A 26,538-nucleotide genomic window follows, 5' to 3' on the forward strand; every position below is an offset into this window, starting at 1 on the left:
CATACGTCGATCCAGCTTAGCCGGGTGGCCGAGCGGCGCGGGTCAGGCGGGATCGGCCGCGGCATCCGGCACCGGACCGGTCGCCGGCGCGGCATCCGGGGCGGCCACGGCCGCGTCGCCGGCTCGTGCGCGGAGGAATCCGACGGTCACGAGCACCGCGGCGATCGCCGTGACCACGGCGCCGGCGATCAGGGCGCCCTCCTGGAACCCGGCGGACTGGGCGGCGGTCCACGACGACGTGATGTCGCCGCCGACCAGGGCCGCGAGCACGGTGCCCGCGACCGCGATGCCGACGCCGGTGGTGACCTCGGAGGCCGTGTCGACGAGCGCCGCCCCGATCGTCGTGCGGTTCGCGGGCAGCCCGCGCAGCACGTTGGTGCCCGCGACCACGCCGACCACCCGGAGACCGGCCGCGACCAGGGCGAGCGCGAGGGCGACCCAGACGTAGCCGAGGGAGCCAAGCACCGTCCAGACGGCGAGTCCGACCACGACCGCGCCGGCGCTGATCCAGGCGGCGCGCCCGAGCCCCACCCGCCGCACGAACGGGCTCACGATCGCGCCGCCCGCGATCAGCACGATCACCTGCGGCAGCATCCCGAGCGAGGCGGCGGCGGGCGACCACCCCCACGCGAGCTGCAGCTGCAGCGTGACGAGGAAGCCGAGCGCCGCGATCGCGAGACCGGCGGCCGCCTTGAAGGCGAGCCCGCTGGAGACCAGCGGACGGGCGATGAGGCGCAGGTCGAGCAGCGGGTGGCGCGCGGTCCGCTGGCGGACGGCGAACGATGCGCCGGCGACGACCGCGGCCGCGGCGACGGCCCACGGCATCCACGATCCGGCGCCCTCGTCGACGAACAGCGTCGGGGCGACCAGCGCGAGGACGACGGTGCCGGTGCCGAGCGCCGCGCCCGCGAGGTCAAGCGGCACGCGGTGCAGGTCCGTCGCGACGTCGGGCGCGATCCCGGTCAGGATGCCGGCGAACGCGAGCAACGCGATCGGCACGTTGACCAGCAGCAGCACCTGCCACGGCGCGACGGCGAGCAGGAGGCCGCCGGCGGTCGGCCCGACAGCGAGACCGATGAGACCGACGGTGGAGATGAGGTTGATGGCGCGCACCCGGGTGCCGTCGTCGCCGAACAGCCGGAAGGCCAGAGCCATCGATCCCGGGGTCGTCATCGCCGCCGCGACCCCCATGGCCACCCGGATGGCGATGAGCTCACCGATGGAGCTCACGAACAGCGTGCCGAGGCTCACGACCGCGAGCAGCAGGAGGCCGACGAGCATCACGCGCCGGCGGCCGAACCGGTCGGCGATGGCGCCGAACAGCAGCATGAGGCCGCCGAAGACGACGGCGTAGGAGCCCGTCACCCATTGCAGGGAGGTCGTGTTGGCGTGCAGGTCGCGCCCGATGGTCGGCAGCGCCACGTTGAGGATCGAGTTGTCGAGCATCTCGAAGAGGAAGACGGCGGAGAGCCCTGCCAGCGCGATCCACGCATCGCGCAAGGATCGGGGGAGCGCCGGGTGGCGGCGGTCGGTGTGGTCATGCGATTACTTTACACACTAAAGTTAGTCGCACAAGGAAATGAGGTCGGGAATGCCCCGGACAGCAGAGCGCGGCGGCCCGCGCACGCGCGAGCGCATCGCCCGGATCGCGTCGCGGCTGTTCCTGGAACGCGGCTTCGACGCCGTCACCGTCGCCGAGGTCGCCCGCGAGGCCGGCGTCTCGAGCGTCACGGTGTTCAATCACTTCCCGCGCAAGGAGGACCTCTTCCTCGACCGCGCCGTGGACGCCTCCGACGTGCTGCTCGGCGCCGTGCGCGACCGAGACCCGGGCACCGATGTCCTCGCCGCCCTCCACGCCGCAGCCGACGACCTCGTCGCGCGCCGGCATGCGCTCTCGGGCCTCGCGCCGCTCGCGGCGCCGTTCTTCCGGACCGTCGCGGCATCCCCCGCCCTCATCTCGCGGGCGCGTGAGCTGGGCTTCGACCTCGAGCGCACCCTCGCCAAGGAGCTGGAGCGCGATCCGGGCTTCGACGGCGACGCGACCCTGCTCGCCGCGCTATTCATCGCCGGCTACCGCACCGTGCTCGTCGAGACCGCGCGACGCGTGCTCGCGGGCGACCCGGAGGAGGAGCTCGCGACCGACCACGGCCGGCGCCTCGCCCGCCTCTTCGCCGCGCTGACCGCCGGCGTCACCACCCGCGAATGACCACTTTGTGCGGGGCGCTGCACGAGCAACCTGCACAAAATGGTCATTCGGGAGCCGTCGTGAAGTCGATGAGCTGCTCCACCCGCCCGAGCAGCGCGGGCTCCAGGTCGGTGTAGCTGCGCACCCGGCCGAGGATCCGCTGCCAGGCACGGGCGATGTCGGCCTGGTCGGCGTGCGGCCAGCCGAGCGCCTCGCAGATGCCGTGCTTCCATTCCGTGCTCCGTGGGATCTCCGGCCAGCGCTGCAGGCCGAGGCGCTCGGGCCGCACCGACTGCCAGACGTCGACGTAGGGATGTCCGACGACGAGCACGTGCGCGCCGCTCGCGGCCTCGGCGATCCGGCTCTCCTTCGACCCCGGCACGAGATGGTCGACGAGAACGCCGATGCGGCGCTCGGGCCCGGGGCGCACCTCGGCGAGCCGGTCGGCGAGATGGTCGACGCCCTCGAGGTACTCGACCACGACGCCCTCGGCGCGCAGATCGTCGCCCCACACCTTCTCGACGAGCTCGGCATCATGCCGGCCCTCGACCCAGATGCGATGGGCGCGTGCCACCCGGGCGCGCTGCTCCGGCGCGGCCCGCGAACCGGATGCCGTGCGGGCCCCGGCGGTCGGCGTCGCGATGCGGGGAGCCCGCAGCCGCACCGGGCGCCCCTCGACGAGGAACCCGGCGCCGAGCGGGAAGGAGCGCCGTGCCCCGCGCCGGTCCTCGAGCTCCACGACGCCCTTCACGACCCCGAGGACGGCGCCGACGAACCCCTCCCGGCCGCCGGGCTCGGGCAGCTCCACGACCAGGCCCGGATCGGCATCCACCTCGGGGACGACCGGGCGGCCGGCGCGGCGCCAGTCGCCCGCGAGCACGTCGCCGCCGTAGCGGTCGTCGCTCACGATGTGAGCGCTGCGGAGTACAGGCCGAACGCCGTGAACCAGCCGGCGACCGTGAGCACGAGCGTCGTCGCGGCGGCCCACCACGAGCGCCGGCGGAACAGGAACAGCACGATCGTCGCCGCCGTGCCGGCCACGCCGAGGAGGAAGATCACGAGGGCCGCGACGAACTGCACGCCCCCGCCTGCGCGGTACCGCAGACCCCGTCCGGGCAGGGCGCCAGGATCGACAGGCTCACGAACGCGAAGACGGTGCCGATCCAGTACGCGAGGTAGGCGACGACGAGCAGGACGACCGACAGCGCGACGTCCCACGGCGCCCGGCGCCGCACGGCTCCGGCACTCAGAATGTGCGCGGTCGAGCTCACGCCGTCACCAGCGTGCCGCCGGCGTCGCCGCCGCGGAGCGCCGTGGTGACGTTGCCGGCCGGCTCCATGCCGAAGACGTACATCGGCATCCGGTTGTCCATGCACAGGCTGAACGCGGTCGAGTCCACGACCTTGAGACCCTGGATGAGCGCGTCCTGGTAGGTGACGCGATCGAGCTTCCGCGCGTTCGGGTCGGTGCGCGGGTCGGCGGAGTAGACGCCGTCGACACCGTTCTTCGCGACGAGCACGGCGTCCGCCTCGATCTCGAGCGCGCGCTGGGCGCTCACGGTGTCGGTGGAGAAGTACGGGAGGCCGGCACCGGCGCCGAAGATGACGACGCGGCCCTTCTCGAGGTGGCGCTCGGCACGCAGCGGGATGTAGGGCTCGGCCACCTGCGACATCGTGATCGCGGACTGGACGCGCACCGGGGCGCCGGCCTTCTCGAGGAAGTCCTGCAGGGCGAGGGCGTTCATGACCGTGCCGAGCATGCCCATGTAGTCGGCGCGCCCGCGGTCCATGCCGCGCTGGCTGAGCTCCGCGCCGCGGAAGAAGTTGCCGCCGCCCACGACGACCGCGACCTCGACGCCCTCCGGGTCGTGCTCGTCCTTCGGAACGACGGCGGCGATCTCCTGCGCGATGCCGGAGACGACATCGGGATTGACGCCGAGCGATCCCCCGCCGAACGCCTCTCCGGAGAGCTTGAGAAGGACGCGGCGGCGGCGGTCGGTCATGGGGGCTCCTCGCGGGGTCGGCTCGGTCCAGGGTAACCGGTGGGGCGGGGTACGTAGATGCCGGCGGAGCTCGCTTCGCCGCCACCTCCGCCGAACTCGGGCCGCGGAAGCCGTTCGCGCAGCACCGGTGGACGACGGGCCGCCGCTACCCGAGTTGCGCGACCGTCGGACGACGAAAGGCCCGGGATCGCTCCCGGGCCTTTCGTGCAATGCGCTGTGCGATGCGTTAGGCGCCGACCTTGAACCGGGCGAAGCCCTGGATCGTCAGTCCGGCATCCGCGACGACCTTGCCGACGCTCTGCTTGTTGTCGCGGGCGTACTCCTGCTCGAGCAGGGCGACCTGCTTGTAGAAGGCGCCGAGGCGACCCTCGACGATCTTCGGCAGGGCCGCGTCGGGCTTGCCCTCGTTGCGGCTGATCTCCTCGACGATGCGGCGCTCGTTCTCGACTTCGGCCGGCGGCACGTCGGCCTTGGCGAGGTACTGCGGGTCGGCGAACGAGATGTGCTGGGCGATGCTGCGCGCGGTCGCCGCGTCGTCGCCCTGGTAGGCGACGACGACGCCGACCTGCGGCGGCAGGTCCTGGCTCGTCTTGTGCAGGTAGATCGCGTAGTGGTCACCCGTGAGGCGGGCGACCCGACGCAGCTCGATCTTCTCGCCGATGATCGCGGCCTCGTCGTCGATCAGGGTCGCGACGGTGCCGGTGCCGGCCGGGGCGGCGAGCGCCCCGTCGACGGTCTCGGCGCCGGAGTCCGCGAGCGCCTGCCCGACCTGCTCGGCGAGCGCGATGAACTTCTCGTTCTTCGCGACGAAGTCGGTCTCGCAGGCGAGCTCGAACAGGGTCGCGGCGGTCGCCGACTCGACGACCGACACGAGACCCTCGCTCGTCGAGCGGTCGGCGCGCTTCGCGTTGCCCTTCGCGCCCTTGAGCCGCAGGATCTCGACGGCCTTCTCGACGTCGCCTTCCGCCTCGACGAGGGCGTTCTTCGTGTCGACCATGCCCGTGCCGAGTCGCTCGCGCAGGGCCTTGACGTCTTCCAGACTGAAGTTGGCCATGGATGCTTCCTTACTGATGTCAGATGAACTCAGGATGCCGGGCGCTCGGCCCGCATCTCCGTTCGCGCGGGCGGGTTACTTCTCGGCGGCCGCGGTGGGCTCGGCGTCGGCGGACTCGGCGCTCTCGGCGTCGGCCTCGGCGCTCGCCTTCGCGGCGGCCTTCTTCTGGGCCGGCGTCTGCTTCTCGGCCTCGGTGGCCTCGGCCTCGAGGCGGGCCTCGGCGGCCTCCTCCGACTCCGGCGCGTGCTCGACGACCAGCGACGCGTCCTCGACCGGCGCGGTCAGCGCGAGGTCGGCATCCGCGTCGTTCTCCTCCACCGGCACCTCGGCGGCGACGATCTCGGCGATCTTGGCCTCGGCATCCGGGCCCTGGTCCACGGCTTCGATGCGCTCGGCCTCCGACTGCGGGTTCTCCGAGGCGTGCAGCAGCTCGGCCTCCCACTCGGCCAGCGGCTCGACGGCCGAGACGTTGCCCTCGGCCGCGGGCGCCTGGTGGCGCTGCACGAGCCCCTCGGCGGCGGCGTCGGCGATGATCCGCGTCAGCAGCGCGACCGAGCGGATCGCGTCGTCGTTGCCCGGGATCGGGTACTGCAGCTCGTCGGGGTCGGCGTTGGTGTCGAGGATGCCGATGATCGGGATCCCGAGCTTGGTCGCCTCGTCGACCGCGAGGTGCTCGCGCTTCGAGTCGATCACCCAGATCGCCGACGGCGTCTTGGTGAGGTTGCGGATGCCGCCGAGCGTCTTGTGCAGCTTGTCGAGCTCGCGCTTCTTGATGAGGAGCTCCTTCTTGGTGAAGCCCTTCGTCGTGTCGTCGAAGTCGATCTCCTCGAGCTCCTTCATGCGCGCGAGGCGCTTGGAGACCGTCTGGAAGTTGGTGAGCAGACCGCCGAGCCAGCGCTGGTTGACGTAGGGCTGGCCGACGCGCTGCGCCTGCTCGGCGACCGTCTCCTGCGCCTGCTTCTTGGTGCCGACGAACAGCACCGAGCCGCCGTGGGCGACCGTCTCCTTGACGAAGTCGTACGCCTTGTCGATGTAGGCCAGCGACTGCTGCAGGTCGATGATGTGGATGCCGGAGCGCTCGGTCAGGATGAAGCGCTTGACCTTCGGATTCCAGCGGCGGGTCTGGTGTCCGAAGTGCACGCCGCTGTCGAGCAGCTGGCGGATGGTGACGACGGCCATGGCCGTTCTCCTTCTTCTGCCGGCTCCGCTCGCGCAGCGGCCGGCGTCTTCTCGGTTGTGTCGATCGGCGACGGTGGTCGCGATCCCTGGTGCCGGGCGCGCATCCGCCTGCTCGCTGTACTGCGGGAAGGACCGAATGGATGCGGTGGCCGAATGGCACGCGAAGTCACCCCGCCGGGGCGGAGTGCAGGGCAAGTGTAGCCTCCTTCCCCGGCGTCGCGCATGTCGGCTGTGCACCAGATGCCGTGGCCGGCCCCCGCACGCCGGTGCACACCGCGAGGGTGGCGACATGCGATCCCGTGCCGCACCCCGCGTCCCGCGGTTCGTGGCGGTCGCGCTCATGGCAGTGGCGCTGGTGGCCGGGGGTGGCGCGTGCGCCTCGTCGGCAGCGTTCGCGGCGGACGCGGCGCCCGTGGCCGACGTGCTTCAGGAGAACGCCGCCGCGCGCTGGGCCTGGCCGGTCGCACCGCCGCATCCCGTCGTGCGCGGGTATCTCGCACCCCCGACGCCGTACGGGGCGGGGCATCGCGGGATCGACATCCGGGCGCCCGACGGCGCACCCCTGCTCGCACCCGACGACGGCATCGTGCACTTCGCAGGGTTCGTCGTCGACCGACCGGTGCTGTCGATCCAGCACGCCGGCGGGGTCCTGTCGAGCTTCGAGCCGGTGTCGACGACGCTCCACGCGGGCGACGTCGTGCACCGCGGCCGGGTGATCGGCACGGTGCTGGCGGGGCACTGCACATCGGGAACGTGCCTGCATCTGGGGGCGAGGGTCGACGGGCAGTACGTGAATCCACTGCTGTTCCTCGGCGGGGTGCCGCCGGCGGTGCTGTACCCGACGCGCGGTGGATGAGAGCGGGAGTCCGGCTCGTCGAGTTCAGCTCAGCTCACGCGCGCGGGTGCGCCGTCGCGTACGCGCTCCGGAGGCGCTCGGCGGAGACGTGCGTGTAGATCTGCGTGGTGGCCAGGCTCGCATGGCCGAGCAGCTCCTGCACGGCGCGCAGGTCGGCGCCGCCGTCGAGCAGGTGGGTCGCGGCCGTGTGCCGGAACGTGTGCGGCCCGGCGGGGCCGGATCCGGGCAGGTCCGCGAGGAGCGACGCGACGAGCTGGTACACGGTGCGCGGCGTGAGAGGGCGCCCGCGGGCGCCGAGGAACAGGGCGTCCTGGAACAGGGTGTCGATGCCGTCCGCCAGGAGGGCCGCACGGCCGTGCTCGAGGTAGCGGTCGAGGGCGTGCGCCGCCGGCACGCCGAACGGCACGACACGCTCCTTGCCGCCCTTGCCGAGCACCCGCACGGTCAGCCGGGTGCGATCCACGTCGCCGAGGCGCAGGCCGGTCAGCTCGCTCACCCGGATCGCGCTCGCGTACAGCAGCTCGATGATCGCCAGGTCGCGCACGGCGACGGGGTCGCTGCCGGATGCCCGCCCCTCGAGCTCGGCGAACAGCCCGTCGAGCTGCGGGCGGGTCAGCACGCGCGGCAGGTGCTTGTCGCTCTTCGGGGAGCGCAGCCGCAGCCCGGCGTCGGCGTTCGCGACGCCTGTGCGCGCGAGCCACGCGGTGAAGCCGCGGACCGCCGCCGTGCGCCGCGCCAGGCTCGACTTCGCGAGCCGTTCGCTCGCCTTCCACTGCCAATCCCGCAGCAGCTCGAGGTCGATAGCACCGGTGTCGGCGACGCCCGCCTCCTCGGCGAACGCGGCGAGATCGAGCAGGTCGCCGCGGTAGGCCCGGGCGGTCTGGGGGCTGAGCCCGCGCTCGAGCGTGAGCTGACGCACGAAGGCGTCGATCGCGGCGTCGATCCTCACGGGTCCATGGTCGCGCGCGGGCGGCTCCCGCCGAGGCGCGACACGGCCTGCGGGTCACGCCTCGGCGGTCCCGCCGCTTCTCTCGACGTCGCCGAGGTTGAAGGTCGAGCGCTTATTGGAGAAGGCCTCGCGCCGCTCGTGGGGCGTCATGGCGGCGAGCCGTTCGAGCACGACACCCGAGAACCCGGCAACCTGCGGCGGATCGCCGACCGGCACGATCGAGTGCACGACGGCGTGCGGGTACACGTCGACGAGGTTGATCGACTGGCCGCCGTCGACCCCGAGCAGAGTGTCGAACGGGCCGCTGGCGTCGATCGTGTAGCAGGTGGCGGCGGCGACCGAGACGGGGATGCCCGCGAACGTGCCGCTCATCGCATGGTGCAGGTGACCTCCGAGGATCGCCCGCACGTCGGTGCCGCTGATCACCTCCGCGAGCCGCTGCTGCTCCTCGAGCTCGAGGATCGCCATGATCTCGACCGGGCTCGGCAGCGGCGGGTGATGCAGGGCGAGCAGCGTGCCGTGGGCGGCCGGCACCGCCAGCACCGTCGTCAGCCAGTCGAGCTGCTCATCGGTGAGCTCGCCGTGGTGGTAGCCGGGCACGGTCGTGTCGAGCGAGACGATGCGGAGCCCGCCGATGTCGTGCACGCGGTCCTGCGGCGCGGTCGTCGGTTCCTCGCCGAACAGGATGGACGCGTACGGCTCGCGCTCGTCGTGGTTGCCCATGACCCACACGAGCTGTGCCCCGAGACGCGCGGCGACGGGCTCGAGCTGACCCTTCAGCCGGTGGTACGCCTCCGGCTCGCCCAGGTCGGCGAGGTCGCCGGTGATGACGATCGCCTCCGGTCGTCGCCCCGACCGCTCGAGCTGCTCGAGCGCCCGGGCGAGGTGCGCGTCGGTGTCGACGGCTCCGTAGAGCGGCCGCGGGCCGCCCAGGTAGTGCGGGTCGCTGACGTGCGCGATCGTGTGGATCGGCGGCGCGTACTGTCCGAGCTGGATGCGGGTGCCGGCTGCCATGCCCCCACTCTCGCAGCAGTCGCCGACGTTGCCGAGGTATCAGGCGGGCTCCGGTACGGTGCGGATCCACCCCGACGGACGGCGGCGCACCAGTCCCTCCAGCTCGAGCAGTCCGAGCTCGGCACGCACGCGATCCGGTGCGAGCCCCGAGATGATGGCGATCCGCTCCGACTCCCGACCGCTTCGCGTGCTCATGGCGTCGAGCAGGCGCAGCCGCGTCGCATCGAGGGGCGAGGGCGCGTCCGCCGCACCTCCGTCGGCATCGACGCCCGAGCCGATCGGCTCCTCCTCGCCGAGCAGCTGCGCCATCTCGGACGGCGTCGTCACGCACAGCGCCTCGCTCTCGCGCAGCAGGCGATGGCATCCGGCGGACGCCGAGCTGGTGACCGGCCCCGGCACGACGCCGACCGGCCGGCCGAGCTGCGCCGCGTGGTTGGCGGTGTTGATGGAGCCCGAGCGCCAGCCCGCCTCCACGACGACCGTCGCCTGCGTCGCCGCCGCGATCAGCCGGTTGCGCTGGAGAAAGCGCCATTTGGATGGCGCGACGCCGCACGGCACCTCGGCGGCGACGGCGCCGCGCTCGACGATCTTCTGCAGCAGCTGGTCGTGGCCCGCCGGGTAGAACCGGTCGACGCCGCCCGCGAGGAACGCGACCGTCGTGCCCCGGGAGGCGAGGGCCGCGCGGTGCGCCGCCCCGTCGATGCCGTAGGCGGCGCCCGAGACGATCGCGACGCGGCGGTCGACGAGGCCGGCGGCGGCCTCCATGGTCACGTGCTCGCCGTAGGCCGTCGCGGCCCGGGCGCCGACGAGGGCGATCGATCGGTCGAGCGCACGCAGGTGTGCCCGGTCGCCGCGCACCCAGAGGGCGAACGGAGCGTGCTCTCCGAGGTCGTCGAGTCCGCGCGGCCAGTCGTCGTCTCCCGGGACCACGAGGGCGGCGGCGAACCGCGCCGCCTGCCGCAGTGCAAGCTGCACCGCGCCGGCGCCGACCCGTCCGCGCCAGCGCTGGAGCGCGGCATCCGGGATCCGCGGCTCACCCGGCGCGGGTTCTTCACGCACCCGGGCCACGAGGGCGGCCATCGCCCGCTCGGCCCCGAGCTCGGCGACGAGCCGACCGGCATCACCGTCACCCGGCTCGGCCACGAGGCTCCAGGCCGCGCGCGCGAACCGCTCCCCCACCGCGGCGCGATCCGGCGCGTCCGCCACCGCACGCACGAGCGGGGCGACCGACGCCTCCGGCAGTTCGAGGATCGTCATTCGGCCATCGCCTTCCGCAGGTAGAGGGCCCGGCCGATCTGGTCGGCGGCGGGGCGATCCACCCCGTCGAGATCGCAGATCGTCCAGGCGAGCTTGAGCACGCGGTCGTAACCGCGCATCGTGAGGGCGCCGCGCACGAGTGCGCGGTCGAGCGCGGCCGTGGCGCCGCGCACCGGTGCGCCCGCGGGCGAGCGCAGCCACGGGCCGGAGACGTGCGCGTTGAGACGCCACGGAGTGCCTGCGAGCCGTTCCGCGGCCACGGCACGGGCCGCGACCACGCGCTCCCGTGCGGCGACACTCGTGCGCGGGCGCGTCGGCGCGGCGCGCAGCTGGGCCGCGGTGATCCGGCGCACGACGAGCTGGATGTCGATGCGGTCGAGGAGCGGCCCGCTCAGCCGGCCGAGGTAGCGCCGCCGCGCGAATGGCGAGCAGGTGCAGGCCCGATCGTCGACGCCCGACAGGCCGCACGGGCACGGATTGGCGGCGAGCACGAGCTGGAAGCGCGCGGGATAGCGGGCCGTCGCGTTCACCAGCGAGATCGCGACGACGCCCGACTCGAGCGGCTGGCGCAGAGCGTCGAGCGCAGCCGCGGGGAACTCGGGTGCCTCGTCGAGGAAGAGCACGCCGTGCGCCGCGCGCACCACCGCGCCGGGGCGGATCCAGCCGCTGCCGCCGCCGATCATCGAGACGGCGCTCGCGGTGTGGTGCGGCGCCTCGAACGGCGGTCGTACGCGCAGCCGCGATCCGACCGGGGCGCCGCCGAGCGAACGGATCGACGCCACCTCGAGCGCCTCCGCCGCCGGCAGGTCGGGCAGGAGCCCCGGCAGGCGGGAGGCCAGCATCGTCTTGCCCGCGCCCGGCGGTCCGAGCAGGAACAGGTGATGCCCGCCGGCTGCGGCGATCTGCGCGGCCTCCACCGCATCCTCGTTGCCGACGATGTCGCCGAGGTCGCCGGCGTCGTCGTCGGGGTCGACGGCGACCGGGCCGGGGATGGGGTCGCACTCCACCGGCTCGAGCTCGGCGCCGTGCCAGATCGCGGCGTCGCGCAGCGACGCGACGCCGACGACGCGCACGCCCTCGACCAGCCGCGCCTCGTCCGCGTTGCCCGCCGGCACGACGACGGTGTCGTAGCCGGCGCGCGAGGCCGCGAGCACCGCCGGCAGGGCTCCGGGTATTGGGCGCAGGCGACCGTCGAGCGCGAGCTCGCCCAGGTGCACGACGCGATCGACGGAAACGGCCGGCACCTTGCCGTCGGCGGCGAGGGCGGCCATCGCGATGGCCAAATCGAAGGCGGCACCGTGCTTGGGCAGCGCCGCGGGCGAGAGGTTCACGGTCAGCTTGCGCGCCGTGATGGCGAGCCCGGAGTTGTGCGCCGCCGCCCGCACGCGGTCGCGGGCCTCGCCGAGGGCGGCATCCGGGAGCCCGATCAGGATGAAGGCGGGCAGGTTGCTCGAGATGTCGGCCTCGATCTGCACGATGGCGCCGTCGATCCCGAGCAGGGCCACGGCATGGGAGCGTGCGAGCGGCATCAGTCCGCGCCCATCAGAAGATGCCCCGGAGGTGCTCGATCACGGCGGGGCGATCACGCGGGGCGATGACCGCGACTGCGTCGATGCGCACACGGGGGTGCGCACCCGCGAGCTCCGGATGAGCGTCGCACCACTCCCCTGCCAGTCGCCGCAGCCGCGCCAGCTTGGCCGCGGTGATCGCCTCGAACGGATGCCCGAACGCGACCCCGGCGCGGGTCTTGACCTCCGCGACGACGACCTCGCGCGACGCGGGGTCCTGCAGCACGAGGTCGAGCTCGCCCGACGGGCCGCGCCAGTTGCGGTCGAGCACCCGCAGCCCACGGCGCGTGAGGTGATCGGCGGCGATGCTCTCGCCCCGCGCTCCCAGAACATCCTTCGCGGCCATGTCGACGATGGTCGCGGGCCGGCGCGCAGCGGCGGATCGAAACCGCAGCGGGCGGGGACGGGTCCGCGCGCGGACGGCGTGTGGAGGGACTACTCGTCGAGCGCGAGCTCCTTCGGCAGCTCGAGGTCCTTGTCGCCGCGCACCTCGAGGTTGAAGTCCTTGTAGGTGATGACGCGCACGCTCTTCACGAACCGGTCGGAGCGGTACACGTCCCACACCCACACGTCGCTCATCGTGAGCTCGAAGTAGAAGTCGTGCTCGGTGTCCTTGCGCTCCACCGTCACGTCGTTCGCGAGGTAGAAGCGGCGCTCGGTCTCCACCACATAGCGGAACTGGCTCACGACATCGCGGTACTCGCGGTACAGGGCCAGTTCGACCTCGCGGTCGTAGTCCTCGATCTCGTCGTCGTCCATCGAGGGGAGTCTAGGCGCTGACGCCGAGGGCGTCCGGGTCGGCGGTCGCGTGCTCGGGATGCCGGCGCGACCGGGCGGATCAGGCGAGCAGGCCGTCCAGCAGCGACGGTGTCCGCAGCCACGAGACGCGGTGCAGCGGCGTCGGCCCGAGCCGGTCGATCGCCGCGTAGTGCTCGGCGCTCGCGTACCCCTTGTTGCCGGTCCAGCCGTAGCCGGGGTGGGTGCCGTCGGCGGCGATCATGACGCGGTCGCGATGCACTTTCGCGAGCACCGACGCCGCCGCGACCACCGCGCAGTCACGGTCCGCCTTGACCCGCATCGTCACGGGCGGACGCGCGCCCCCGAACACCGCCGCACCCCGGGCGATCGGCTCGGCGCGATCGAGCACCGGGGAGAGCCAGTCGTGCGATCCGTCGAGGAGGATCACGGCATCCTGCATCACGAGTCCGCCCGCGAGCAGGCCGGCGAACGCGCGCATCGCGGCGATGCCGAGCGCGACGATGATGCCCACCTCCTCGATCTCGTCGTTGGAGGCGAGGCCGACGGCGTGCGCCGTGCTCCAGGTCTGGACGATCGGATGCAGGCGCTCACGGGTCGGTTCGGGCAGCATCTTCGAGTCGCGCAGCCCCTCCGGGATGCGCCGCCCGTGCCCGTCGAAGACGCTCAGGCCCACGCCGACGGGCCCGGCGATCGCGCCGCGGCCGACCTCGTCGACGCCGATGACCATCGACGCGCCCTCGCGCAGCAGTCGCCGCTCGAGTCGAAGGGTCGGATCGGCGACCGTCATCCGCCGCTCGTGGTGGTCGTCGTGGGCGTGGGCGAGGGGGTCGGGGCGGGCTCGGTGCCCTTGGCGCCCGGCTTGCCGACGTCCGCGAAGGTCAGGGGGTAGTCGTCGAGCCAGGTCCAGCGGTCGATCGGCCAGGTGATCAGGATCGCGCGGCCGACCACGTCATCCATCGGCACGAAGCCCTTGCCCGGCTTGTCACGGTTGTAGCGGGAGTCGGCGGAGTCGTACCGGTTGTCGCCCATGACCCAGAGCGAGTTCTTCGGCACCGTGACGTCGAAGGAGTCCTTGGAGACGGCGGTGATGCCGGTCGGGAGCTTGACGTACGGCTCGTCGAGCGGACTGCCGTTGACGCTGATCTGACCGAACGCGTTGCAGCACGTCACGTGATCGCCGGGCAGGCCGATGACGCGCTTGATGAGGTGGTCGTTCGAGTCGGGGGCGGTCAGGCCGACGATCGAGAGCAGCCAGTCGAAGAACCCGGCGACCGGATTGGTGTCGACCGGCGGCGTGGGGGCAGCCAGCCACCCGGGTCCTTGAAGACGACGACGTCGCCGCGCTGCAGGGGGAATGCCGAGGGCTGGAGCTCGTTGACGATGATCCGGTCGTTGACGTCGAGGGTGTCCTCCATCGACGGCGACGGGATGTAGAACGACCGGATCAGGAACGTCTTGATCAGGAACGAGATGATGATCGCGGCGAGCAGGATGATGAGCACGTCGCGGAGGAAGCGCCAGACGCCGCCCTTGCGCGGGGCACGGGCGGGGGCGTCATCCCGGTCGCGGGGATCGGCGACCGCGGTGTCGTTGAGCGTCATGTCTCCCTCGGGGTCGTCGCAATCCTATGCAGCGCGAACCCGGGAGAACGTCGCGGCGCGCGCAGCCCGAAGCGGCGCGCCGGAGCTGGCAGCGACGGCCGTTTCCGGCTGTCGCAGCGGCGGCGGCGCCGACGCCCGTCTCGGACGTAGGAATCCGGCAGCGAGGCGCCTCAGGCGTCCCGCTTCTCCTTGATCTTCGCCTTCTTGCCGCGCAGCTCGCGCAGGTAGTACAGCTTCGCGCGGCGCACGTCGCCGCGGGTGACGATCTCGATGTGATCGATGATCGGCGAGTGCACGGGGAACGTGCGCTCGACGCCGACCTGGAAGCTCACCTTGCGGACCGTGAAGGTCTCGCGGATGCCCTCGCCCGAGCGGCCGATGACGACGCCCTGGAAGACCTGGATACGGGAGCGGCTGCCCTCGACGATGTTCACGTGCACCTTGACGGTGTCGCCGGGGCGGAAGTCGGGGATGTCGGACTTGAGATGGGCCGCATCGACGGAGTCGAGGATGTGCATGGCGCTATCGCTCTCTGCGCGCGCCGCGGGTCGCACGCTGTTCGGTGTGAAGAATCGGAAATGGCGGCCCGAGCGTCAGATGCGGCTCCCCCAGGGCAGAGCCCGCCGGGCACAAGGGTCCATCATGCCAGACTCTGCCCCCGACCGTAAACTCGTGCCTCGTGATCGAACTGCGCACCCCGGCCGAGATCGAGCGGATGAGGGTCGCCGGTGAGTTCGTCGGCAGGGTGCTCGAGGCCACCCGCGATGCCGCGGACGTCGGCGTCAACCTGCTCGAGCTCGACGCGCTCGCGCACGACATGATCCGCCGCGAGGGCGCCGAGAGCTGCTACATCGACTACCACCCGTCGTTCGGCGCGTCGCCGTTCGGCAAGGTGATCTGCCTCTCTGTCAACGACGCGGTCCTGCACGGACTGCCGCACGACTACGTGCTGCGGGATGGCGACATCCTCTCCTCGACTTCGCCGCGTCGGTCGACGGCTGGGTCTCCGACTCGGCCCTGTCGATCGTCGTCGGAACCCCGCGGCAGCAGGACCTGGACCTCATCGCGACCACGGAGAAGGCGCTGAAGGCCGGCATCGCCGCCGCGACCGTCGGCAACAAGGTCGGCGACATCTCCGCGGCGATCGGCGACGTCGCCCACGGCGCCCGGCTCAAGGTGAACACGGACTTCGGCGGGCACGGGGTGGGTCGGATCATGCACGGCGACCCGCACATCCCGAACGACGGGCGCGCGCATCGCGGCCTGCCGCTGCGTGCCGGGCTCGTGTTCGCGATCGAGCCGTGGTTCATGCTCGGCACCGACAAGATCTACACCGACGACGACGGCTGGACCCTCCGCTCTCGCGACGGGTCCCGCGGCGCGCACGCGGAGCACACGGTCGCCGTGACGGACGACGGCCCGATCGTGCTGTCGGCGCGGGCGGGTCGGGCCGGCTAGAGCTCCGGATCGTCGAGCAGCTCCGGCCGCATCCGCCGCGTGCGCTCGAGCTGCTGCTCCCGGCGCCAGGCGTCGACCGCGCCGTGGTTGCCGCCGAGCAGCACGGCAGGCGTCTCGAGGCCGCGCCAGATGGCGGGCTTGGTGTAGCTCGGGTACTCGAGCAGGCCGTCCTCGTGGCTCTCCTCGACGAGGCTCTCGGGGTTGCCGACGACGCCCGGCACGAGCCGTCCGACGGCCTCGATCATCGCCATGGCCGCGACCTCGCCCCCGTTCAGCACGTAGTCACCGAGGCTCAGCTCGAGCACCTCGTGCTCGAGCGCCGCCCACTCGACGACGCGTTGATCGATGCCCTCGTAGCGTCCGCAGCAGAAGACGAGGTGCTCGCGATCGGCGAGTTCCCGCGCGAGCGGCTGCCGGAACAGTCGGCCGGCCGGCGTCGGCACCACGACCGTGGACACCGGGGTCAGGATGGCGTCGAGCGCCTCGCCCCACGGCTCCGGCTTCATGACCATGCCGGCGCCACCGCCGGACGGCGTGTCGTCCACGGTGCGGTGCCGGTCGTGGGTGAAGTCGCGCAGGTCGTGCACGACGACCTCGAGCAACCCGTCGCTGCGCGCCCGCCCGAGCAGCGACACGTCGAGCACGGAGAAGAACTCCGGGAAGATCGTGACGATGTCGATCCGCACCCGTCGAGCGTAGCGACGGGGCGGCGGCGCCGACCTGATGTCGAAGAATGCGCCGCGATCGGCACCACAGCTCGACTATGCGCGTGAGGGGCCGAAAACGGCGCTCCTCCACACGGCCCACGACGTGGGCGAGTACCCGGAACGCGCAGCCCGCCCGACCTCGCGATGCGACGGATCGCACTCTCGGGCATGGACATCACCGAATACCTGCGCCACACCGAAGGCGTCGCATCGCGTCGCCGCCTGCTCGCCAGCGGTTTCACGGATCGGAGGATCGCCGCCGCCGTGCGGGCCGCACGCATCCACCGCGTGCGGCCCGGATGGTTCGCGCTTCCGGGCGTTCCCGCCCGACTCCGCGCTGCCGTCGCCGCCGGCGGACGGGTTTCCTGCGCATCGGCACTCGCACTGCGCGGCGTGTGGATCCTCGACGAGAACGGACTCCACGTCTCCGTTCCCGACGGCTCGCACCGACGGTCACGCCCGGGGTGCCGCATCCACCACCGCGTTCTGCGAGGCAGCGGGACGCCGAGTCTGGTCGAGTCCCCGATCGAGGCGCTCGAGCAGCTCTCCCATTGCGCGAGCCCGCTCGAGACCGTGATCGCCGTGGACTCAGCGCTCGAAAAGGGTCTCATCGTGCCCAGCCAACTGGAGCCGGTTTTCGGCCGGAGTCGCCGCGGTCGATGGGTCCGCGAGCATGCGGACGGGCGCAGCCAATCCGGCACCGAGACCATCGTCCGATTGGCCCTCCGCCGTCGGCGGGTGCGACTGCGACCACAGGTGACGGTGCCCGGTGTCGGCCGGGTCGACATCGTGGTGGGCGACCGTCTGGTGATCGAGCTGGACAGCCGGACATGGCACGACAATCCGGAGGCGTACGAGCAGGATCGCCGTCGGGACCTCGCCCTCGTGGTGCTCGGATTCGTCGTCGTCCGGCTCAGCTACCGGCGTGTCATCGAGGACTGGGATGCGGTGGAGGCGGATCTGCTGACGCTCATCCGGCGCGGCGAACACCGATGGCGAGGGTCGCGCGCTGAAGGTGACGTCGGAACGGGCAGCTCGACCGCCTCACCGGCGTGAGTTGCCGCTCGCGGCGTATTCTTCGACGCCGAGCGCGGATCGGCGACGGCGCGCGGCCAGGCGACGGCGCGCGGCCAGGCGGCGTCGCGAGCGACTAATCCGCGGCCGGAGGGGTGGGCTCGACGGGAGCGGGCTCCGGGCTCGGAGCTGCGGTGCCCTGCGTCGTGGCGGCGGGCTCCGGGTCGTCGTCAGGCAGGTCCTCGAAGAGTCCGGCCGGCGGCGTGAGGGTCACGGTGCCCGCCTCGATGTCGACGGCCGGTACGATCGCCGCGACGAACGGCACGAGCACCTCACCCTCGCCGACGGCGATCGCGAGCAGGTCCTGGGCCGGGAGGTGGTCGACACGGGCGACGAGGCCCACTTCGACGCCGTCGCGCAGCGCCCGCAGCCCGACGAGCTGGTGGTCGTACCAGGCGTCCTGCTCCTCCGGCAGCTCCGTCTCGTCGTGGTCGACCCAGAGGATCGCCTTCACGAGCGTCTCGGCGGCCGTGCGGTCGTCGACCCCTGCGAAGAACGCGACCGGATGCCCGTTGTACACGCGCAGCTCCCGCAGCTCCAGCGTCTTGCCGTGCCACTCCGACGACGTCGGAACCTGCAGGGCGAACGTGGCGCCCGGCTGGAACCGGCGCTCGGGATCGTCGGTGTAGAGCTCGAGTTTGAGCGCACCCTTCAGCCCGTGGGCCTTCACCAGGCGCGCGACGCGCAGCTGGGTCGTTCCGGGCCGCGGGGCCTTGGCGCGGGCGCTCACGCCTCGTCGGTGTCGACGACGTCGACACGCACGCGGCGGCCATCGGCCAGCGCGGTCACGAGGGTGCGCAGAGCCTTGGCGGTGCGCCCCGCGCGGCCGATCACACGGCCGAGGTCGTCGGGGTGCACCCGCACCTCGAGCAGCTCGCCGCGCGAGGTCTCGGACGAGTCGACCCGGACGTCGTCCGGGTGGTCGACGATCCCCTTGACGAGGTGCTCGAGGGCGGATGCCAGCACGACGCTGCTACTCCTTGTCGCCGGAGCCCTCGGCGTCGTCGACGGCCGCTTCGGCGTCGGTGACTGCCTCGGACTCGGGGTCACCTCGGGCTCGGCCGCGTCGGCCGCGGCTTCGGCCCGCTCGGCCGGGGTCTCGACGGCTGCGGTCGACTCGTCGGCGGCGACGTCGTCGCCGGTCGCCCCGGCGGCATCCGCGTCGGCCGCGGGCGCCTCCTCGGCGACGGGGGCGGCGGCGGGCGCCTCCTCGGCCTTCGGCGCCGGCTTGTCGGCCTTGGGCTTGAGCACCGGCTTCTTCTTCTCGTCGGCCTGGAACTCGACCTTGGCCGAGCGGCCCTGGACGGTGGACTTCGCGTCCTTCTCGCCCTTGAAGGTGCCCCAGTCGCCGGTGAGCTTGAGCAGCGCGGTGACCTGCTCGGTCGGCTGCGCGCCGACGCTGAGCCAGTACTGGGCGCGCTCCGAGTTCACCTCGATGAACGACGGGTCCTCGGTCGGGTGGTACTTGCCGATCTCCTCGATGACGCGTCCGTCGCGCTTGGTGCGCGAGTCGGCGACGACGATGCGGTAGTACGGCGCACGGATCTTGCCGAGCCGCTTGAGGCGGATCTTGACAGCCACGGTTCTCCTGATGTGTAGGCGTTGGATGAGTTCGAACTGCAGCCGTGCGCGTGGGGCACACGCGGCAGAAAGCTCTGAATGGGTTCCCGCGCCGGATAGAGGGTCGAGCGGTAGGACCGAGGAGCTATTCTGGCAGATTTTCGACGGAGGCGGGAACCGGCACTCGTCCGTCGGCGCTGCGACGCCGTGAGAGCGCGACGCCCGCGAGCGCGAGAACGCCCCCGGCGATCGCCAGCCAGGTCGGCAGCTCGCCGAACACGACGAGCGCGAGCACGATCGTGATGACCGGCACGACGTACGTCGAGATGCCGAGGCGCCCCGCGGGCATCCGCTGCAGGGCGTACGCCCAGGTCGAGAAGCCGATCCCGGTCGGCACGATGCCCAGGTACAGGATGCCGAGGTCGGCCGCCACGGAAGCGCGGGACAGCTCATGCGCGAGCTGACCCGCGAAGGGCAGGCACGCGACCAGGCCGATCGCGCATCCGAGGAACGTGACCTGCCCGGCGGGGAGCCGTCGGATCGCGGGCTTCTGCACCAGCACCCCGATCGCGTACGTGACGGCCGCCACGAGCGCCCACAGCACTCCCACGACGTCGACGGGATGGCCGGCCCGTGCCGAGAGCGAGGTGCCCAGCCCGATGAGCACGACGCCGCAGAACGCGACGCCCGTGCCGATCAGCAACCATCGGGGCACGCCCTCGCCGAGGAACGCGCCGCCGCCGAGCGCGATGAGGATGGGGCCGATGCCCACGAGCATCGCCGACGTGCCGGCGTCGAGGGTGTGCTCGGAGATGTTGAGCGCGACGTTGTACGCCCCGAACCACGCGACCCCGTACACGACGATCTGCACCCATTCGCGGGCGGTGGGGCGCGTCCAGCGCCGCTGCACGAGCGCGACGATGCCGAGCGCGAGCGTGCCGACCGCGAGGCGGCCGAGGGCGAGCGCTCCCCCGCCGAGATGCGGCGCGACTCCGCGGATGACGACGAACGCGCTCGCCCAGGCGAGCAGCGTCACGCCGACGGCGACGAGGGTCAACACGCGTTCGCGGGACACGCGTTCGACCCTAGGGCTCGCGTGCGACACGAACGCGCGGGTCACTCCCCGGAAGCTCCTGCGCCAGGCGAGCAGCTGCCGTGCCGCCTCGAGGTCGTGGTCCGGGCCGTCGGCGTCGGTCTGGAACAGCCGCACGCCCAGCTCGTACTGACGCTCGAGCACCGCGGTATCCACGTGTCCGCCGGTCCGGGTCATGACGCCGGTCGAGAGCTCGATCTCGTCCATGTCGCGTCCGACCGCGGCGCAGTGCTCGCGCAGGATGCCGAGCTTGCGCTCGAGGGTCTCCGGGTTCGAGAAGCTGTGCCAGATGTCGGCATGCTCCGCGACGATCCGGAGCGTCTTCTTCTCGCCTCCCCCGCCGATGAGGATCGGGATACGGCGCACCGGCGCCGGGTTGAGCTTCTGCCAGCGCGCCCGGATGCGCGGAAGGTCGGCGGCGAGCGCGTCCAGACGCGACCCCACCGTGCCGAATTCGTAGCCGTACTCGGCGAAGTCGCGCTCGAACCAGCCCGACCCGGTGCCGAAGATGAACCGGCCGTCGCTGATGTGGTCGATCGTGCGGGCCATGTCGGCCTGCAGGTCGGGGTTGCGGTACAGGTTGCAGTTCACGAGCGGCCCGAGTTCGACGCGGGAGGTCTGCTCCGCGATCGCGGCCAGCATCGTCCATGCCTCGAAGTGCAGCCCGTCGGGGTCGCCGCTCAGCGGAAAGAAGTGGTCCCAGTTGAGGACGATGTCGACGCCGAGGTCCTCGAGACGCTGCACCGTCTCGCGGATGCCCGCGTAGGTGGAGTGCTGATTGGTGACCTGGACGGCGATGCGGATGTTGTCGGATGGCACCTGTCGAGCCTACGGAGGCGGCGGCCTCACACGCTGGCGGTCGGCACGGCCCGGTCCTCCCGCCGGAGCAGCATCAGCACGGCGGGCAGGAACGTGGCCAGCAGCGCGGCGAGCTGCACCGCCCCCGCGATCGGGCCGCCCACGAAGTTGGCGACCGCGGCGATCAGGGCGGCCACGGGCACCCAGATCGCGACCCGGTGCGCCCGGCGCAATCCGATCATCAGGATGATCGGCCCGAGTGAGAAGCCGACGAGGAATCCGATGAGCAGGATCGCGGTGAGCGGGTCGCCGTCGTCGGCGCGCATGACCGCCGTGGCGGCGCCATCCCCAACGCCCGGCCCCGCGAGGTCCGCGAAGAGGCCGAAGAAGAGCGAGAGGTGTGCCGCACCGATGCCGAACCCGAGCGCGGTCACGGCGCCGCCGATCGTCGTGAGCACCCAGCCGCGCTCCCGCACCTGCATCGTGAGGACCGCGACACCCGCCGCCCACGCCAGCGGCCCGAACACCGCCAGCAGGCCGCACAGCAGCCAGAGCGATGGCTCGTCGTGCGCGGCCGAGGTGGGCGAGGAGGCGCCCGCCTGCAGCATCCACTGCAGGAGCGTCGTCGCGATGAGGCTGGCCAGGCCGAGGAGGATGCCGACGGCGGCGAGCCGCCGCCAGGTGAGCTGCGAGGTCATGGGGTTCCCTTTCGATACGAGCCGACGACCGCCGGCTCCTCAGGGTGGCGAGCGGCGGGATGCGGCCGCGTCGTCCGACCGGGCGAATCCCGGGCGCGGAGGTCGCCCGATCGGGCGACGCCGGACGGCCATGGCCGTCACTAGAGTGACGCCATGCGCTCGCGGCTGGGCCGATGGGCACGAGTGCGGATCGCCGGTCTGCCGCTCGTCGACGTGGTCGTCTCCGCCGTGCTCACGATCACGGCCGTCGTCGGGATCCTGACCGGCGAGGTCGACGAGGACCCCTGGCGCTGACGCTCCCGGTGGCCGTGGCGACGACGGTCGGGCTGCTGTGGCGCACGCGCCTGCCGGTGCTCACCGCGGGGCTCCTGCTCGGCGCGGACCTCGTGCAGGGTCTGCTCGCACACCCGTCCGGATCGATCTGGTCGCTCATCGCGCTGATCCTCGCGATGTACTCCATCGCCGCCGGCTACCGCGAGGGGACCGCCGCGCTGATCGGGCTCGGCTTCATCGGCGTCCTGCTCATCGAGGAGCGGATCGACAACGGCCCGGACTACCTGTTCATCGCCGTCGTGTTCGGGGGCACCTGGCTGCTCGGGCGCGCCAGCCGGCTCTGGCGGGGGCGCGTGACCCGGGCCGAGCGGGAGCGGGAGCACCTGGCGGCGCTCGCGGCGGCGGAGGAGCGGGTGCGGATCGCGCGCGAGCTGCACGACATCCTCGGCCACACCCTCGGCATGATCACGGTGCAGGCGGAGGCCGCCGACGCCGCGCTCGATCGCGATCCCTCCCGGGCACGGGAGCCCGTGCGCGCGATCGCCGAGAACGCCCGCCGGTCGCTGCACGAGATCCGGGATGTGCTCCACCTGGTCCGCGACGACGGTCTCGACACGGTCACCTCGGGGATCGACGGCATCCGGACGCTCGTCGCGGACGCCGAGCGGGCCGGCGTCGACGTCGCGCTCGACACCGTGGACGCCGAGGGCGTGCCGTCGGTGGTGCAGCGTGCCGCCTATCGCATCGTGCAGGAGGCCATGGCCAACGCCGTCAAGCACGCTCCCGGCTCCGCCGTGCGGGTGCGCCTCGAACGCGGACCCGACGAACTGGTCGTCGAGGTCGTCAACGGGCTCGGCCGGCCCGCGCCCGCGTCGCGGGACGGCGCCGGGCTGGCGGGCATCCGCGAGCGCGCCGACGCGCTGCGCGGCACCCTCGAGGCGGCGCCCTACCAGGGCGGGTTCCGGGTCCGTGTGCGGTTCCCGCTCACGAACGAGGAGCCCGCATGACGCGCGTGGTCATCGCCGACGACCAGGAGCTCATCCGCACCGGCTTCCGCCTCATCCTCGATCTCGAGCCCGACGTCGAGGTGGTCGGGGAGGCCGCCGACGGCGAGGAGGTCCTCCGCCGCGTCGCGGCGACGCATCCGGACGTCGTGCTCATGGACATCCGGATGCCCGGTCTCGACGGCATCGAGGCGACGCGCCGCATCGCGGCGGCCGGATCGTCGACGCGGGTGCTCATCATGACCACGTTCGACCTCGACGAGTACGTGTTCGCCGCGCTGCGGGCCGGCGCGAGCGGCTTCCTGTTGAAGGACACCCCGCGCGGGCAGCTGATCGACGCCGTGCACACCGTGGCCCGCGGCGAGGCCTTGCTGTCACCGAGCGTGACGACCCGGCTGATCGAGCGATTCGTGGCGCGAGCCGACCGGGAGGCCACCGGCCCGATCGCCGCGCTGACCGCTCGGGAGAGGGACGTGCTGCGCGCGATCGCGGACGGCCTGACCAATCACGAGATCGCCCGGCGTCTGATCGTCAGCGACGCGACCGTCAAGACCCACGTCGCGCGGATCCTCGCCAAGCTCGGCGTGCGCGACCGGGTCCAGGCGGTCGTTCTCGCGTACGAGAGCGGGTTCCTGAGGGTCGGCTCGCGCTGAACTCAGCGCCGGCCGAGCATCTTCTGCAGTGCGGCCAGCTCCTCCTCGGAGGGCGCGCCGCCCGCGGGCGTCTTCGTGCCGCCGAGACCGAAGCCCGACCCGCCGGATGCCGATGCGCCCGGCGCCTTGCCCCCGGCCGCGAGCGCCGCGTTCTCCGCCGCGCGCTTGGCCGGATTGCCCGACTTCGACTTCTTCGCCGCCTGCTGCTTGCGCTTGCCCGCGTATGACGCCCCCGGGATCGGGCCCATGCCGGGCACCTGCGGCACGCCGCCCTTCGCGACCGTCTTCATCATCTTGGCCGCCTGCTCGAAGCGGGTGACGAGGGCGTTCACGTCGGTCACCGTCATGCCGGAGCCCTTCGCGATCCGCAGCCGGCGCGATCCGTTGAGCAGCTTCGTGTTCGTCCGCTCGGCCTTCGTCATCGAGCGGATGATCGCCTCGGTGCGGGTGATCTCGCGCTCGTCAAAGTTCTCGAGCTGCTCCCGCATGCCGCGCGCCCCGGGCAGCATGCCCAGCATCCCCTTGATGGAGCCCATGTTCTTGAGCTGCTGCATCTGCTGCAGGAAGTCGTCGAGCGTGAACGAGTCGGTCGCGAACTTCTCGGCGGTCCGCCGCGCCTCGTCCTCGTCGAACGCGGACTGCGCCTGCTCGATCAGGGTCAGGATGTCGCCGAGATCGAGAATTCGGCTCGCCATGCGATCCGGATAGAACGGTTCGAAGTCGTCGAGCCCCTCGCCGGTGGACGCGAACATGATCGGCCGGCCGGTGACCGAGGCGACCGAGAGGGCGGCACCGCCGCGCGCGTCGCCGTCGAGCTTGGAGAGCACGACGCCGGTGAATTCCACGCCCTCCTGGAACGCCCGGGCGGTCTGCACCGCGTCCTGACCGATCATCGCGTCGATGACGAAGAGAACCTCGTCGGGATCGACGGCCTTGCGGATGTCGGACGCCTGCTTCATGAGTTCGGCGTCGATGCCGAGCCGGCCGGCCGTGTCGACGATGACGGTGTCGTGCTGGCTGCGCTCGGCCTCCTTGACGCCGTCCTTGGCGACCTTCACCGGGTTGCCCACGCCGTTGCCGGGCTCCGGAGCCCACACCGGCACGCCCGCCTGCTCGCCGACGACCTGGAGCTGCGTCACCGCGTTCGGGCGCTGGAGGTCCGCCGCGATGAGCATCGGGGTGTGGCCCTCCTTCTTGAGCCACTTCGCGAGCTTGCCGGCGAGCGTCGTCTTTCCCGCGCCCTGCAGGCCCGCGAGCATGATGACGGTCGGCGGCTTCTTGGCGAACTCGAGCCGGCGCTGCTGACCGCCCAGGATGCCGATGAGCTCCTCATTGACGATCTGAACGACCTGCTGGGCCGGGTTCAGCGCCTTGCTGACCTCGTCGCTCAGCGCGCGCTCGCGCACCCGCCCGGTGAAGTCCTTGACGACCTCGAGGGCGACGTCCGCGTCGAGCAGCGCGCGGCGGATCTCGCGCACCGTGCCGTCGACGTCGGCGGGGCTGAGCTTGCCCTTGGTGCGGAGGTTGCGGAAGGTCGCGGTGAGGCGATCCGAGAGCGATCCGAAGGTGGCCATGAGGATTCCAGCCTAACCGCGGAGGGCTCGATGGGTACTGTGGGCGCGTGCCGCTGATCCTGCCGTTCGAGGGCGTCTGGCCCGACATCCACGAGTCCGCGTTCATCGCCCCGAACGCCACGATCATCGGACGGGTTCGCATCGCGGCCCGTGCGAGCGTCTGGTACGGCGCGGTGATCCGCGCCGACCTCGACGAGGTCGAGCTCGGCGAGGGCAGCAACCTGCAGGACAACTCGGTGATCCACGTGGATGCCGGCGTGCCGACCCGCATCGGCCGCGACGTGGGCATCGGGCACGCCGCGATCATCCACGGCGCCACCGTGCACGACGGCGCGCTCGTCGGCATGGGCGCCCGGCTGCTGAACGGCTCGGTCACGGGTGCGGGGGCGCTCATCGCCGCGGGCGCCGTGGTGCTGGAGGGGCAGGAGATCCCGCCCAACGCGATCGCGGCCGGCGTGCCCGCGAAGGTGCGCGGGGAGATCAGCGACCCCGGGGTCCGGGAGCGGGTCGACCGCAACGCCGGCGCGTATCGCGAACTCGCGGCGCGACACGGGGCGCTGCAGGCATGAGCTGGAAGCCCCTCTGGTCGGAGTACGACCGACTGCTCTTCCACCCGTTCGGGGTGGGCGCCATCCTGAGCCTGACCGTCACCGTCGTGGCGACCTGGATCTGGGCCAGCCCGGTGCTCGCCGCGTTCGAGATCCTCATCGTGCTCGCCGCGGTCGTCTACCTGGCGATGTACCTGCTCATCCCACGGGTGACCATCGCCGACGAGACGTTGAGATACCGGTCGATCGTCGGCGTGACCCGGTCGTGGCCGCTGAAGAACGCCACGTCCGCCGCCCTCGTCGCCGACCTTGTCGCGGATTGGGGCAGCCGGGCCGCGCGCCCCGATGCGATCGACCGCGGATACGGCCGCAACCTCTTCGTCTTCGGCGCGGACGGCCGCCGACTCTTTCGCCTGATGGGGAGCGGATGGTCGATGGCGCAGCTCGAGCAGATCGCCGCGGCGCTTCCCGCAGCCGAGGTGGATGACATCGCCCAGCGACTCGACGACGCCGCGCTCGAGAAGCGGCATCCCCGCTCGCTGCGGTGGGCCGAGCTGCACCCGATGGCGTACTCGCTGCCGATCGCGCTGTTGTTCGTCGTGCTCATCTTCGTGATCGGCTACTTCGCCATCGGACCGGGGTCGCCCGGATTCTTTCCGGGCTCTGCCGGCTGA

The 26,538-nt window shown here is 72.1% G+C and carries 29 protein-coding genes and 3 pseudogenes; 9 read left to right on the top strand and 23 right to left on the bottom strand.

The features are described from left to right. Positions 1 to 42 precede the first annotated feature (42 nt). A complete protein-coding gene (locus QQK35_RS03645) occupies positions 43 to 1,500 on the bottom strand; it encodes an MFS transporter (protein WP_284252951.1) in 1,458 nt (485 codons plus the stop codon). Positions 1,501 to 1,591: 91 nt separating this feature from the next. On the opposite strand from QQK35_RS03645, the gene QQK35_RS03650 reads away from it, so the two are divergent. Beyond that, complete coding sequence (locus QQK35_RS03650; RefSeq protein WP_284252953.1) at positions 1,592 to 2,206, top strand: TetR/AcrR family transcriptional regulator; 615 nt, start codon at positions 1,592 to 1,594, stop codon at positions 2,204 to 2,206. Between the two features lie 43 nt (positions 2,207 to 2,249). On the opposite strand, the gene QQK35_RS03655 is transcribed toward QQK35_RS03650, so the two are convergent. The 6 genes from QQK35_RS03655 to rpsB all read right to left on the bottom strand — a co-directional run bounded on the left by QQK35_RS03655 (position 2,250) and on the right by rpsB (position 6,420). Then, complete coding sequence (locus QQK35_RS03655; protein ID WP_284252955.1) at positions 2,250 to 3,092, bottom strand: DUF3097 domain-containing protein; 843 nt, start codon at positions 3,090 to 3,092, stop codon at positions 2,250 to 2,252. After that, entirely contained in the window at positions 3,089 to 3,265 is a 177-nt protein-coding gene (locus QQK35_RS03660; protein ID WP_284252957.1) for a hypothetical protein, read from the bottom strand. Before QQK35_RS03660 ends, QQK35_RS03655 begins: the two co-directional genes overlap by 4 nt. Beyond that, the gene (locus QQK35_RS03665) at positions 3,241 to 3,456 is read right to left on the bottom strand and encodes a hypothetical protein (RefSeq protein ID WP_284252959.1); all 216 of its coding nucleotides are present in this window, start codon (positions 3,454 to 3,456) and stop codon (positions 3,241 to 3,243) included. Before QQK35_RS03665 ends, QQK35_RS03660 begins: the two co-directional genes overlap by 25 nt. After that, entirely contained in the window at positions 3,453 to 4,187 is a 735-nt protein-coding gene (pyrH, locus tag QQK35_RS03670) for a UMP kinase (RefSeq protein WP_284252961.1), read from the bottom strand. The genes QQK35_RS03665 and pyrH overlap by 4 nt, the downstream gene beginning before the upstream one ends. Positions 4,188 to 4,413: 226 nt before the next feature. Beyond that, entirely contained in the window at positions 4,414 to 5,241 is an 828-nt protein-coding gene (gene tsf, locus QQK35_RS03675; RefSeq protein WP_284252963.1) for a translation elongation factor Ts, read from the bottom strand. Positions 5,242 to 5,316: 75 nt separating this feature from the next. After that, positions 5,317 to 6,420 carry a 30S ribosomal protein S2 gene (gene rpsB / locus QQK35_RS03680; RefSeq protein WP_284252964.1) on the bottom strand — a complete coding sequence of 368 codons (1,104 nt, stop codon included), beginning with the start codon at positions 6,418 to 6,420 and terminating at the stop codon, positions 5,317 to 5,319. Between the two features lie 289 nt (positions 6,421 to 6,709). Here rpsB and QQK35_RS03685 point away from each other — a divergent pair, with 289 nt between their 5' ends. Continuing rightward, positions 6,710 to 7,276, top strand: a complete 567-nt coding sequence (locus QQK35_RS03685) for a M23 family metallopeptidase (RefSeq protein WP_284252966.1) — start codon at positions 6,710 to 6,712, stop codon at positions 7,274 to 7,276. 34 nt (positions 7,277 to 7,310) lie between these two features. Here QQK35_RS03685 and QQK35_RS03690 read toward each other — a convergent pair whose 3' ends face one another. The 9 genes and pseudogenes from QQK35_RS03690 to rplS form a co-directional block, all read right to left on the bottom strand. Continuing rightward, on the bottom strand, positions 7,311 to 8,225 hold the full coding sequence (locus QQK35_RS03690; protein WP_284252968.1) for a tyrosine recombinase XerC: 915 nt from the start codon (positions 8,223 to 8,225) through the stop codon (positions 7,311 to 7,313). A 54-nt stretch (positions 8,226 to 8,279) separates the two neighbouring features. Then, the gene (locus QQK35_RS03695; protein WP_284252969.1) at positions 8,280 to 9,239 is read right to left on the bottom strand and encodes a phosphodiesterase; all 960 of its coding nucleotides are present in this window, start codon (positions 9,237 to 9,239) and stop codon (positions 8,280 to 8,282) included. A 39-nt stretch (positions 9,240 to 9,278) separates the two neighbouring features. Further along, positions 9,279 to 10,496, bottom strand: a complete 1,218-nt coding sequence (dprA, locus tag QQK35_RS03700) for a DNA-processing protein DprA (RefSeq protein ID WP_284252971.1) — start codon at positions 10,494 to 10,496, stop codon at positions 9,279 to 9,281. Further along, positions 10,493 to 12,025 carry a YifB family Mg chelatase-like AAA ATPase gene (locus tag QQK35_RS03705; protein WP_284252973.1) on the bottom strand — a complete coding sequence of 511 codons (1,533 nt, stop codon included), beginning with the start codon at positions 12,023 to 12,025 and terminating at the stop codon, positions 10,493 to 10,495. Before QQK35_RS03705 ends, dprA begins: the two co-directional genes overlap by 4 nt. 13 nt (positions 12,026 to 12,038) lie before the next feature. Beyond that, positions 12,039 to 12,419 (bottom strand): YraN family protein, encoded by a 381-nt coding sequence (locus tag QQK35_RS03710; protein WP_284255587.1) that lies wholly within the window; start codon positions 12,417 to 12,419, stop codon positions 12,039 to 12,041. An 80-nt stretch (positions 12,420 to 12,499) separates the two neighbouring features. Next, the gene (locus QQK35_RS03715; RefSeq protein WP_284252975.1) at positions 12,500 to 12,823 is read right to left on the bottom strand and encodes a DUF2469 family protein; all 324 of its coding nucleotides are present in this window, start codon (positions 12,821 to 12,823) and stop codon (positions 12,500 to 12,502) included. 79 nt (positions 12,824 to 12,902) lie between these two features. After that, positions 12,903 to 13,610, bottom strand: coding sequence for a ribonuclease HII (gene rnhB / locus QQK35_RS03720; RefSeq protein WP_284252977.1), 708 nt, complete (start codon positions 13,608 to 13,610; stop codon positions 12,903 to 12,905). After that, positions 13,607 to 14,424 (bottom strand): annotated as a pseudogene (gene lepB, locus QQK35_RS03725) (signal peptidase I). Before lepB ends, rnhB begins: the two are co-directional and overlap by 4 nt. 170 nt (positions 14,425 to 14,594) lie before the next feature. Then, positions 14,595 to 14,942, bottom strand: a complete 348-nt coding sequence (gene rplS / locus QQK35_RS03730; RefSeq protein ID WP_284252979.1) for a 50S ribosomal protein L19 — start codon at positions 14,940 to 14,942, stop codon at positions 14,595 to 14,597. A 161-nt stretch (positions 14,943 to 15,103) separates the two neighbouring features. On the opposite strand from rplS, the pseudogene map reads away from it, so the two are divergent. Beyond that, positions 15,104 to 15,882: pseudogene (gene map, locus QQK35_RS03735) on the top strand (type I methionyl aminopeptidase). Here map and trmD read toward each other — a convergent pair. Beyond that, positions 15,879 to 16,568 (bottom strand): tRNA (guanosine(37)-N1)-methyltransferase TrmD, encoded by a 690-nt coding sequence (trmD, locus tag QQK35_RS03740; protein ID WP_284252981.1) that lies wholly within the window; start codon positions 16,566 to 16,568, stop codon positions 15,879 to 15,881. The pseudogene map and the gene trmD overlap by 4 nt on opposite strands. A 738-nt stretch (positions 16,569 to 17,306) precedes the next feature. Between trmD and QQK35_RS20220 the strand changes: the two genes are divergently transcribed. Beyond that, positions 17,307 to 17,645, top strand: a complete 339-nt coding sequence (locus QQK35_RS20220; RefSeq protein ID WP_425565013.1) for an endonuclease domain-containing protein — start codon at positions 17,307 to 17,309, stop codon at positions 17,643 to 17,645. A 94-nt stretch (positions 17,646 to 17,739) separates the two neighbouring features. Here QQK35_RS20220 and rimM read toward each other — a convergent pair whose 3' ends face one another. The 5 genes and pseudogenes from rimM to QQK35_RS03775 all read right to left on the bottom strand — a co-directional run bounded on the left by rimM (position 17,740) and on the right by QQK35_RS03775 (position 21,812). After that, complete coding sequence (gene rimM / locus QQK35_RS03750; protein WP_284252986.1) at positions 17,740 to 18,393, bottom strand: ribosome maturation factor RimM; 654 nt, start codon at positions 18,391 to 18,393, stop codon at positions 17,740 to 17,742. Next, positions 18,390 to 18,713, bottom strand: a complete 324-nt coding sequence (locus QQK35_RS03755) for an RNA-binding protein (RefSeq protein ID WP_284255588.1) — start codon at positions 18,711 to 18,713, stop codon at positions 18,390 to 18,392. Before QQK35_RS03755 ends, rimM begins: the two co-directional genes overlap by 4 nt. Positions 18,714 to 18,842: 129 nt before the next feature. Further along, positions 18,843 to 19,244: pseudogene (gene rpsP / locus QQK35_RS03760) on the bottom strand (30S ribosomal protein S16); the annotation flags it as partial. Between the two features lie 124 nt (positions 19,245 to 19,368). Beyond that, the gene (locus tag QQK35_RS19580) at positions 19,369 to 21,135 is read right to left on the bottom strand and encodes an LLM class F420-dependent oxidoreductase (protein ID WP_348534878.1); all 1,767 of its coding nucleotides are present in this window, start codon (positions 21,133 to 21,135) and stop codon (positions 19,369 to 19,371) included. A gap of 26 nt (positions 21,136 to 21,161) precedes the next feature. After that, complete coding sequence (locus tag QQK35_RS03775; RefSeq protein ID WP_284252988.1) at positions 21,162 to 21,812, bottom strand: hypothetical protein; 651 nt, start codon at positions 21,810 to 21,812, stop codon at positions 21,162 to 21,164. Between the two features lie 153 nt (positions 21,813 to 21,965). On the opposite strand from QQK35_RS03775, the gene QQK35_RS03780 reads away from it, so the two are divergent. Genes QQK35_RS03780 through QQK35_RS03790 form a run of 3 tightly spaced genes read left to right on the top strand, consistent with a single transcriptional unit; the run spans position 21,966 to position 23,742 of the window. Further along, positions 21,966 to 22,106, top strand: coding sequence for a hypothetical protein (locus QQK35_RS03780; protein ID WP_284252989.1), 141 nt, complete (start codon positions 21,966 to 21,968; stop codon positions 22,104 to 22,106). Positions 22,107 to 22,120: 14 nt separating this feature from the next. Beyond that, positions 22,121 to 23,092: a sensor histidine kinase gene (locus QQK35_RS03785; RefSeq protein WP_284252991.1), complete on the top strand. Its 972-nt coding sequence runs from the start codon at positions 22,121 to 22,123 to the stop codon at positions 23,090 to 23,092. Next, entirely contained in the window at positions 23,089 to 23,742 is a 654-nt protein-coding gene (locus QQK35_RS03790; protein WP_284252993.1) for a response regulator, read from the top strand. The genes QQK35_RS03785 and QQK35_RS03790 overlap by 4 nt, the downstream gene beginning before the upstream one ends. A gap of 2 nt (positions 23,743 to 23,744) precedes the next feature. Here the strand turns inward: QQK35_RS03790 and ffh are convergent, their stop codons facing one another. Then, positions 23,745 to 25,316: a signal recognition particle protein gene (ffh, locus tag QQK35_RS03795; protein ID WP_284252995.1), complete on the bottom strand. Its 1,572-nt coding sequence runs from the start codon at positions 25,314 to 25,316 to the stop codon at positions 23,745 to 23,747. A 47-nt stretch (positions 25,317 to 25,363) separates the two neighbouring features. On the opposite strand from ffh, the gene QQK35_RS03800 reads away from it, so the two are divergent. Next, positions 25,364 to 25,885, top strand: coding sequence for a gamma carbonic anhydrase family protein (locus QQK35_RS03800; protein WP_284252997.1), 522 nt, complete (start codon positions 25,364 to 25,366; stop codon positions 25,883 to 25,885). Further along, a complete protein-coding gene (locus QQK35_RS03805; protein WP_284252998.1) occupies positions 25,882 to 26,538 on the top strand; it encodes a hypothetical protein in 657 nt (218 codons plus the stop codon). Before QQK35_RS03800 ends, QQK35_RS03805 begins: the two co-directional genes overlap by 4 nt.

This window comes from Pseudolysinimonas kribbensis, assembly GCF_030161895.1.
GTDB classification, from domain to species: domain Bacteria; phylum Actinomycetota; class Actinomycetes; order Actinomycetales; family Microbacteriaceae; genus Pseudolysinimonas; species Pseudolysinimonas kribbensis.

Excerpts from the sequence above, each read along its gene's own strand:
- QQK35_RS03650 (WP_284252953.1), top strand. The coding sequence starts at position 1,592 with ATGCCCCGGACAGCAGAGCGCGGCGGCCCGCGCACGCGCGAGCGCATC.
- pyrH (WP_284252961.1), bottom strand. The coding sequence starts at position 4,187 with ATGACCGACCGCCGCCGCCGCGTCCTTCTCAAGCTCTCCGGAGAGGCG.
- tsf (WP_284252963.1), bottom strand. The coding sequence starts at position 5,241 with ATGGCCAACTTCAGTCTGGAAGACGTCAAGGCCCTGCGCGAGCGACTC.
- rpsB (WP_284252964.1), bottom strand. The coding sequence starts at position 6,420 with ATGGCCGTCGTCACCATCCGCCAGCTGCTCGACAGCGGCGTGCACTTC.
- QQK35_RS03685 (WP_284252966.1), top strand. The coding sequence starts at position 6,710 with ATGCGATCCCGTGCCGCACCCCGCGTCCCGCGGTTCGTGGCGGTCGCG.
- QQK35_RS03695 (WP_284252969.1), bottom strand. The coding sequence starts at position 9,239 with ATGGCAGCCGGCACCCGCATCCAGCTCGGACAGTACGCGCCGCCGATC.
- dprA (WP_284252971.1), bottom strand. The coding sequence starts at position 10,496 with ATGACGATCCTCGAACTGCCGGAGGCGTCGGTCGCCCCGCTCGTGCGT.
- QQK35_RS03705 (WP_284252973.1), bottom strand. The coding sequence starts at position 12,025 with ATGCCGCTCGCACGCTCCCATGCCGTGGCCCTGCTCGGGATCGACGGC.
- QQK35_RS03715 (WP_284252975.1), bottom strand. The coding sequence starts at position 12,823 with ATGGACGACGACGAGATCGAGGACTACGACCGCGAGGTCGAACTGGCC.
- rnhB (WP_284252977.1), bottom strand. The coding sequence starts at position 13,610 with ATGACGGTCGCCGATCCGACCCTTCGACTCGAGCGGCGACTGCTGCGC.
- rplS (WP_284252979.1), bottom strand. The coding sequence starts at position 14,942 with ATGCACATCCTCGACTCCGTCGATGCGGCCCATCTCAAGTCCGACATC.
- QQK35_RS03775 (WP_284252988.1), bottom strand. The coding sequence starts at position 21,812 with ATGACCTCGCAGCTCACCTGGCGGCGGCTCGCCGCCGTCGGCATCCTC.
- QQK35_RS03780 (WP_284252989.1), top strand. The coding sequence starts at position 21,966 with ATGCGCTCGCGGCTGGGCCGATGGGCACGAGTGCGGATCGCCGGTCTG.
- QQK35_RS03790 (WP_284252993.1), top strand. The coding sequence starts at position 23,089 with ATGACGCGCGTGGTCATCGCCGACGACCAGGAGCTCATCCGCACCGGC.
- ffh (WP_284252995.1), bottom strand. The coding sequence starts at position 25,316 with ATGGCCACCTTCGGATCGCTCTCGGATCGCCTCACCGCGACCTTCCGC.
- QQK35_RS03805 (WP_284252998.1), top strand. The coding sequence starts at position 25,882 with ATGAGCTGGAAGCCCCTCTGGTCGGAGTACGACCGACTGCTCTTCCAC.